An 8012-nucleotide genomic window follows, 5' to 3' on the forward strand; every position below is an offset into this window, starting at 1 on the left:
CCCGACACGACTTCGCCGAACCGGTGTCCTACGTGGACTTCACCATCACTTTCCAGGGTGACGACGGCCAGTCGATCGAAGACGTCAACAGCGGTGTCGAAGCCATCAACGGCGGCTTGGGCATCGCGGTGACCAAGAGCTGGGGGATGATCGACAACCGCACCATCTCGGCGATCACCCCCGTCGACGAGTCCACCTCCGATGTCCGCTTCATGGTCTACATCGGCCGGACCCCGTCTCGCGACGCGGCCAAGGCCGAGGCCAGGGCAAACGAATTCGGACGCGAAGTGATCCGCCAATTCGAGCAGGACATTCACATCTGGTCGCACCAGCGGTACTCGGACCCGCCTGCTCTGGCGACCGCGGAGTATGAGGGCTTCACCGCAATCCGCCGGTGGGCCAAGCAGTTCTATCCCGACGGCATCGGCGGCAGCGCTGCTGAGGTCGCTGAAATGATTGCCCAGAAAGGTTTCACCGCATGAGCGCAGCCGCCGCACCCATCCGCGTGTTCCAGGTCGCCACCGGCAACGTCGGGACCGAGATGATTCGGCGGTTCGCCGCCCGCGATGACCTCGAACTCGTTGGAGTGCACTGCTATTCGCCGGACAAGGTCGGCAAGGATGCCGGCGAGCTGGCCGGCATCGCGCCCAACGGCGTGATCGCGACCGGCAGCGTCGAGGAGATCATCGCCGCCAAGCCCGACGTCCTGACATTTCACGGCGTGTTCCCCGACGAGGACCTCTACGTCGCGATCCTGGAGGCGGGCATCAACATCGTGACCACCGCCGACTGGATCACCGGCTGGCACCGCGACACCAACCACCCGCACCCCTCGGGCAAACCGGTGACCCAGCTGCTGGCCGAGGCCTGCGAAAAAGGCGGCGCCACCTTCTACGGGACCGGCATGAACCCGGGGCTCAACCAGATTCTCGGTGTGGTGTGCTCGGCCGACGTCGCCGAGATCGAGAACGTCACCACCATCGAATCGGTGGACGTGTCCTGCCACCATTCCAAGGACACCTGGATCGAGGTCGGCTACGGCCAGCCGGTGGACGATCCGGAGATCCCGGCCAAGCTGGAGAAGTTCACCAGGGTCTTCGCCGACAGCGTGCTGATGATGGCCGACTGCTTCGACCTGACCCTCGACGAGGTCACCTTCGACTACGAGCTCGGCGCCTGCACCCGGGATGTCGACCTGGGCTGGTACACCCTGCCCAAGGGCTCCCTGGGCGGCAACTACATCAAGTACCAGGGCATGGTGAACGGCGTGCCGCGCGTCGAAACCCACCTGGAGTGGCAGATGACGCCCTACACCGAGCCGAACTGGAACATCAAGGGCTGCTACATCACCCGGATCACCGGTGACCCGTGCGTCTACAACAAGCACATGATCTTCCCCAAGCCCGGTGTGGACCTGTCCAACCCGGACAACTTCGCCTCGATCGGCATGACCGTGACCGGGCTGCCCGCACTCAACGCGATCAAGTCCGTGGTGGCGGCACCGCCCGGCCTGCTGACCAGCGCCGACCTGCCGCTGCGCGGATTCGCCGGGCGATTCCGTCCGTGACGACGCGCGCGAGAATCCCCGGCTGACGCCGGGTCGGGGTCAGGAGCCGGCCGGCAACGGTGTGCCGGAACTGCCCGCGGGCAGCGGCGTCCCGGCGCTGGCCGGCGGCGGAGTCGCCGGGCCGGGGCGCGATGACGGCGGACGGGCCGGCGACGGTGCCTGCTGACCCGCGGCGCCGGAGGACGCCGGAGCCTGCGGGGCCGGCGGCGGCGTCTGCGGTTGCGGCGCCGGCATCACCCACCGGGCCAGGTCTGCGCCGGCGGTCTGATACACCAAGCTGGTCGGCGCGTCGCCTGTGACGTCGAAGTAGAGCTTGCCGCTGGCCCGCTGGCCCTGGGTCAAGGCGGTCGGAACGATGCCATGCGTCGTCGGCACGGTGAACAGCGACTGATAGGACTGTCCGCTCGCCGTCCGGGCGCTGAAGTTGGCGACGATGGGGAAGACGGTGCCCTGGATCGCCTCGTCAGCGGCGGTGGCCTCCCACAGCGTCCCGCGGGGCTGGTAGGGGATGGCGTCCGAGCTGGGCCGCAGGTCGCTCACCGTCCACCCGTGCACTCCGGGACCTTCGGGCACGGTGCCCTGGGTGCCGATCGGCTGGGTTGCCGGGCCCTGCACCGCGACGACGGTGTCGGGCTCGGCGCCGGCGATCCCGGTGCTCAGCGCACCCGCGACGGCCAATGCTCCCGCGGCCAGTGCGGTCGATATGGACTTCATGGGTCTCACTCCTCCAGTGCGGCGGCGTCCCGAAGATATTGGTAGTGCAGTGCTTCGACCGTATCGGGCTCGCAGACAGGGTAGCCGGACCCGGGCACGGCCCAGACGCGCAGGACGCGCGGGCCGAACCCGACCGGGTGATCGGCGGTGGTCAGCGCGCGGCGGAGGAGCCGCTCGCGCTGCCGGACGAGTCAGCGGCCCCGGCGGTGGCTTCTGAGTTTGCGGTGCCGGTGGCCTCCGTCGCCGAGCTGCCGGCGGTGTCGGTGGGCAGCGGCGTTCCCGAGCTGCCGGCAGCAGCAGAGGCCTCGGACGGGGCCGGCGTGGCGGGGGCCTGTTGCGAGGACGGGGCCGGGGTGCCGGCCGACGTCGACGCTTCGGCGGTGCCGGTGCCGTCGGCCTGCGACCCCGTGCTTCCCGTGGTCGCCTCCGCCTGCGATCCCGACGATGCGGACGTTGCGGTGCCGTCGGCCTCGGTAGCCAGCGGCGTGCCCTGGCTGCCCGCGGGCAGCGGGGTGCCCTCGCTGCCGGCGGCCGTGGCGTCGGTGGCGGTCCCGGCACCCGGGGTGCCCTGCTGAGCGGGCTTGGCACCGGTCGCCGCCGACCCGGTGGTCTGGTGCGCGCCCGTGGCCGGGTTGCCCGAGGCGTCACCGGACGGTGCGGCGGGAATCCAGACCAGCAGATCCTGGCCGGCGCCCTGGTAAACCGCGCTGGTGGGCGCGTCGCCGGTGACGTCGAAGTACACCTTGCCGCTGGTCTTCTGGCCCTGCGTCAGGTTGGCCGGGTTCACTCCCTGCGCCGTGGCCACGGTGAACAGTGCCGGGTAGGTCAGGCCGCTGGACGAACGTGCGCCGAGGTTGGCGACCACCGGCGTGACCGTGCCCTGGATCGCCACTCCGGTGGCGGTGGCCTCCCACAGGGTGCCCTGCGGCTGGTAGGGGATGGCGTCCGAGCTGGGGCGCAGGTCGCTGACCGTCCAGCCCTGGACGACGTCGCCGTTCTTCACGGTGCCCTGGCTGCCGATCGGGTGGGTCGAGGGGGCGGCGTCGCCGGCGTCCGCGGTCGCGGTCGCGGCGGTGACGGCTCCGGCTGCGGCCAACGCGCCCGCGGCTGCCATGGCAGTTGCGAAGAATCTCATGGTCGGTGGGCTCCTCGGCTCGACGGGATCTCTCGGGGATGACGCAGTGACTCCAAAGCAAAAATGCTAACGGAGTCAACGACCGCGTGGGCCCGTATCGAGGCCGATCCGCGATCAGGAATGCGAACTCCACCAGCTGTAGAACTGTTCCAGCGTCGGGGTGTTGCGCTCGGCCCGCAGCGAGCCGATCACCAGGTTGGCGTCGTTGGTCCAGACCAGTACCGCAGACCCGTTGCGCGTACCGCACAGCAGTGTTCCGGCGGTCTTGTCCGGGGTGGCGGTGCGGTGCCAGGCCCCCGGCGACTGAATCCGCCCCGGGCAGGTGACCACGTTGGTGGCCTGCACCGTGTCGTCGAAGCTCACGCGCAGCGCAACGATGTCGCGAAACAGTGTGTAGGTCGCCGTGGGCGGACCGTCGACGTCGACGTTGCGTCCGCACGTCACCTCGGCGATCGCCCCGTTCGACGGCGCGGCCGCCTTACAGGTGCCCTGCGGGTAACCCGGCGGCAGCAGCTTGAAAAGGCGGTCCTGCGCCTCCGCCTGCGACGCCGTCGTCGGGGCTAGGCCCGCTTCGGTTGCCGAGCCGGACGTGCTGCCGGCAACGCCGCCGCCGTCGGAAGCCGGCCGGTTCGTCAGCCACGTGGTCAACCCCACGACGGCCACGACCAGCGCCGCGGCGACCCACAGCACCAGCGGTCGTGTGGTCAGGCGGCCGGGCCTGCACGGCCGGCGCGGTGAACGCAACCAATCGTCGCCGGCCGCGGTTCGGGGCGGGGCTGCCGGCGCCGCAGCGGGCACCGCTTCGGGAACATCGGCGGCGGGAACATCGGCGGCCGGGGCGGGTGGCTCGGCCGCCTCCGCGAGGTCCGGGGACGAGGACGGTTCGGCCGGCGCGGCAGACGACACCGGCGCTTCGCTCACCAGCGCTTCGCTCGTCGCCGCCGCTCCCGGCTCGGGCTGATCGACCAGGGGTGGGGTGGCCTGCTGGCTGGACTCGTAGAGCTGCACCGTCTGGGGCTGATCGGGCGTGCTGAGCGCCTGATAGGCGGCGGTCGCGAGCTCGGCGGCGCCGGAATACCGCGACTGCGGCTCCTTGGCCATGCCTTTGGCTATCACCTCGTCCAAGGCTTCCGGGATCGCCGCCCCGGCCCGGCTCGGGCGCGGAATGGGCTTGCTTTGGTGCGCGTGGGCCAGTGCTGCCGGGTTGTCTGCCCGGTAGGGCGGCGTCCCGGTCAGGCACTGATAGAGCACGCACGTCAGCGCGTAGACGTCGGCGGCCGGGCCGAACTCACTGCCGGAGAACAGCTCCGGCGCCGCATACTTCCAGCCGGCGGCCTGCTCGACCGCCTCGGCGCCGGGTGCCCCCGCCAGCGCGAAATCCACCAGATAGACGAAGTCGTCGTCGGTCACCAGGATGTTGCGTGGCCGCACCCCCCGGTGCAACACCCCGGCGCTGTGCGCGGCATCCAGCGCCGAGGCCGCCTGCCACACGACGTTGACCGCTCGCGGCGGGGAGAGCACGCCGGTCCGCTTCAACAACGCGGCCAGGTCGGTACCGGCAACCAGTGGCATGTCGAGGTAGACGCGGCCGTCGAGTTCGCCGTAATCACGGACCGGGACCACATGCGGCTCCTGCACCCGCCCGGCAACCAGGGCCTCGCGCCGCAGCCATTCACGCAGCGCGGGCCCGCACAGCGCCGGCGCGAGCAGTTTGAGCGCAGCGGTGCGGCCCCGGCGGGTGTCGAACGCTTCGTAGACCTTACCGGTGCTGCCGCGGCCCAGCAGCCGTTTGAGGAGGTAAGGCCCCAATCGTGACCCGGCCCGCGAACCCGACGCGGTCTCGTCCATCACCGACTCCTCACGGAAACCCACTGCCCCGGCCACCGAACTGTGTGCCTGACGGTATCGCCGCCCATGATTTCATCACCGGCCCCGGCGGCCGTCGGCCGGTGGCGCCGGTCAGCGGCCGGTGAGGTTGCTGATCGTCAGAATCTCCAGATTGCGATAGGCCCGGCCGTTGGGCTGCACCAGATCGTGGAACCAGACCTGCGGTTCGGCGCTGTAGGGACTGTCCCAGGAGTCCCACGGCAGATAGGTCTGCGTGCGCCCCGCCACGAAGCCCCAGTTGTAGGCGCCCACGTTATGGCGCTTCATGATCGGCAGAATCCCGTCGATGGTGTTGCCACGGGTGCGGGCCAGATACTCCGTGCACATCAGCGGCCGCCCCAGGGGCGCCAGTTCGGCGATGCGGTCACTGAACGTGGCCGGCTTGTCGTAGGAGTGGAACGTGATGACGTCGGAGCTGTTGAGCTGGGTGTTGACGATCGTGCTGCCCTGGCGGGAGCCCTCCCATATTCCGCTGGTCAGCGGCTGACGGGCGTCGACCGACCGTGCCCAGCTGAACACCTGCGGCAGGAGGTCACTGATGAGGTCGAGCTTGTCCGATCGTTCGACGGCGCTGTATTCGCGGGCCATGTTGTCCGGCTCGTTCCACAGGTCCCAGGCAAGCACGCGTTCGTCGTAGCGGAACTGGCTCATCACGCCGGTGACGTAGTCATAAAGCGTGCGGTAGTAGTTGCGGTCCCCGAGCCGGTCCGCGCCGGGACTTTGCACCCAACGTGAGTTGTGGATGCCGACCCGCGGCGCCGGCTGGGGCCCGGCTTTGGGGTGCGGGTCCCAGCAGGAGTCGAACAGCACGAACATCGGCTTGATGCGATGGCGCGCGGCGACGGAGACGAACTGGCCCAGCCGGTATTGGAAGCCCCGCTGGTCGGCGGCCCACAGCTGATCGTGCAGGAACACCCGCACGGTGTTGAAGCCCGCCGAGCGGGCCCAGCCCAGCTCTGCGTCGATCCGCCGCAGATCGAACGTGCCCGGCTGAAACATCTCGAGCTGATTGACCGCAGAGGAGGTGATGTAGTTGGAGCCCACCGGCCAGCCCTGAGCCTGGTACCAGCGATTAACCCGCTCGATCGACCAGCGGCCGGGGTCCGCGCCGGCCCGCGGGAGCCGACTTAACGTGGGGCCGGCCGCCAGCAGCAGTGGCAGCCCCAATGCCGTGCGACGCTTCACGCAGTGACCATAACGTCCGCAGAAGTTAGCGGCCGTCCGGACGCACGGAAAGTCGCCGAGCAAATTGGGGGGCCGCGCCGGGGTCGACCGCGGCCCCCTACACTGCTGCGGAACTATTCAGTCCGATTCGTGGCGCCGGAGGCCGACTATGTCGCAGTACCTGCAGGACAAGGTCGTCGTCGTCACCGGTGCGGGTGGCGGGTTCGGCAAGCTGATCGCCGAGAAGTGCGCCGCCGCCGGGGCCCGCGTGGTCGGGCTGGACATCGGCGCCGAGGCCCTCGCGGAGGTCTTCGACGGCATCCGCCAGGCGGGACTGACCGGCAGCTATCAGGTCGCCGACGTCACCGACATCGAGCAGATGAAGGCCGCGGTGCAGCATGCGGTGCAGACCTTCGGCGCAGTGGACGTCATCGTCAACAACGCCGGGGTGATGCCGCTCGCCTACTTCGCCGATCACGAGAAGGCGTGGCAGCGCTGGCACCGGGCCATCGACATCAACATCAAGGGCGTGGTGAACGGCATCTCGGCCGTCTATGACCAGATGATCGCCCAGGGCCGCGGTCACGTCGTCAACATCTCGTCGATCTACGGCAACGCCGGCATCGCGGGGTCGGGGGTCTACAGCGCGACCAAGGCCGCGGTCGCCGTCCTGTCGGACTCGCTGCGCATCGAGGCCAAGGGAAAGATCAAGGTGACTACCGTCAAGCCGACCGGTGTTATGGGCACCAACCTCGGCAGCGGCGTCGTCAACGGCTCCGCGATCATGGGCATCGTCGGACCCCGCGGGGAGAGTTACAAGCAGTCTGTGCGGGCTTTTGCGCAGGGCGCCCTGGAACCTGAGCAGACCGACATCGACTCGGTGAAGTACTGGCTGATCACCCCCGAGGACCTCGCCGAGGCGGTGGTGCACGTCATCGATCAGCCGTGGGGCATCAGCATCAGCGACATCACGGTGCGGGCCAGCGGCGAGGACTATATCTACTGACGGCGGCCCGAGCCGTTGGATCGGAGGCGGCACGCGACGATGTCTACCGGCCCCGCATGGCGCTCTCCGGCCTACACCGCCGCCGAGATCGCCCACTATCACGCCGTGGGGTGGTGGTCGCCGACGACGCTGTCGGACGCGGTGCGCCGCAACGCCCGCCAGTTCCCGGCCCGCAGGGCCTATGTGGACTTCTCCGGGTCCGGGTTGACCTGGCAGGCGTTCGACACCGCGGCGGACGCGCTGGCGGCGCGGCTGGCGGGAGCCGGCGCGGGTCCCGGTGACCGGATCGCGGTGTGGCACGGCGATTCCGCCGCCATTCACGTGTTGTACGTGGCGATCGAGCGCTGCGGCGCGGTGGTGGTCGGCATCGGCGCACGGGCCGGAACCCGGGAGGTGGCCGCGATCCTGGGCGCCTCGCGGGCCCGGCTGCTGATCACCGACGCGCAGCGGCGTGCCTCGGCGGCCGGCCTCGGCACCGAAACGTTGAGCATCGACGAGCTGAACTCGGTCACCGGCGGTGCCGCCGGCCCGCAACTGGG

General features: G+C 69.7%; 7 protein-coding genes and 1 pseudogene. 4 read left to right on the top strand and 4 right to left on the bottom strand.

Translation table 11 applies throughout. The features are described 5' to 3' along the window. Window positions 1-482, top strand: a pseudogene (locus LI92_RS18005) (Rieske 2Fe-2S domain-containing protein); the annotation flags it as partial. Next, window positions 479-1567, top strand: a complete 1089-nt coding sequence (locus tag LI92_RS18010) for an NAD(P)H-dependent amine dehydrogenase family protein (protein ID WP_046321326.1) — start codon at window positions 479-481, stop codon at window positions 1565-1567. The pseudogene LI92_RS18005 and the gene LI92_RS18010, both read left to right, overlap by 4 nt. Before the next feature lie 39 nt (window positions 1568-1606). On the opposite strand, the gene LI92_RS18015 is transcribed toward LI92_RS18010, so the two are convergent. The 4 genes from LI92_RS18015 to LI92_RS18030 form a co-directional block, all read right to left on the bottom strand. Beyond that, the gene (locus LI92_RS18015; RefSeq protein WP_046321336.1) at window positions 1607-2281 is read right to left on the bottom strand and encodes an MPT63 family protein; all 675 of its coding nucleotides are present in this window, start codon (window positions 2279-2281) and stop codon (window positions 1607-1609) included. Between the two features lie 151 nt (window positions 2282-2432). Next, window positions 2433-3416, bottom strand: coding sequence for a DUF1942 domain-containing protein (locus tag LI92_RS18020; RefSeq protein ID WP_046321328.1), 984 nt, complete (start codon window positions 3414-3416; stop codon window positions 2433-2435). Window positions 3417-3530: 114 nt separating this feature from the next. Beyond that, window positions 3531-5264: a serine/threonine-protein kinase gene (locus LI92_RS18025; protein WP_046321338.1), complete on the bottom strand. Its 1734-nt coding sequence runs from the start codon at window positions 5262-5264 to the stop codon at window positions 3531-3533. A gap of 111 nt (window positions 5265-5375) precedes the next feature. Further along, window positions 5376-6488, bottom strand: a complete 1113-nt coding sequence (locus LI92_RS18030; protein ID WP_046321330.1) for a glycoside hydrolase 5 family protein — start codon at window positions 6486-6488, stop codon at window positions 5376-5378. 148 nt (window positions 6489-6636) lie between these two features. Here LI92_RS18030 and LI92_RS18035 point away from each other — a divergent pair, with 148 nt between their 5' ends. Both LI92_RS18035 and LI92_RS18040 read left to right on the top strand, forming a co-directional pair. Continuing rightward, complete coding sequence (locus LI92_RS18035; RefSeq protein ID WP_046321332.1) at window positions 6637-7473, top strand: SDR family oxidoreductase; 837 nt, start codon at window positions 6637-6639, stop codon at window positions 7471-7473. Between the two features lie 39 nt (window positions 7474-7512). After that, the coding region (locus LI92_RS18040; RefSeq protein ID WP_046321334.1) for an AMP-binding protein at window positions 7513-8012 on the top strand (500 nt) is incomplete at its 3' end.

Origin of the sequence: Mycobacterium sp. UM_Kg1 (genome assembly GCF_000972925.1) — a bacterium.
Classification (GTDB): Bacteria; Actinomycetota; Actinomycetes; order Mycobacteriales; family Mycobacteriaceae; genus Mycobacterium; species Mycobacterium hiberniae.

Coding starts and splice junctions, on each gene's coding strand:
- LI92_RS18010 (WP_046321326.1), top strand. CDS start 479: ATGAGCGCAGCCGCCGCACCCATCCGCGTGTTCCAGGTCGCCACCGGC.
- LI92_RS18015 (WP_046321336.1), bottom strand. CDS start 2,281: ATGAAGTCCATATCGACCGCACTGGCCGCGGGAGCATTGGCCGTCGCG.
- LI92_RS18020 (WP_046321328.1), bottom strand. CDS start 3,416: ATGAGATTCTTCGCAACTGCCATGGCAGCCGCGGGCGCGTTGGCCGCA.
- LI92_RS18025 (WP_046321338.1), bottom strand. CDS start 5,264: ATGGACGAGACCGCGTCGGGTTCGCGGGCCGGGTCACGATTGGGGCCT.
- LI92_RS18035 (WP_046321332.1), top strand. CDS start 6,637: ATGTCGCAGTACCTGCAGGACAAGGTCGTCGTCGTCACCGGTGCGGGT.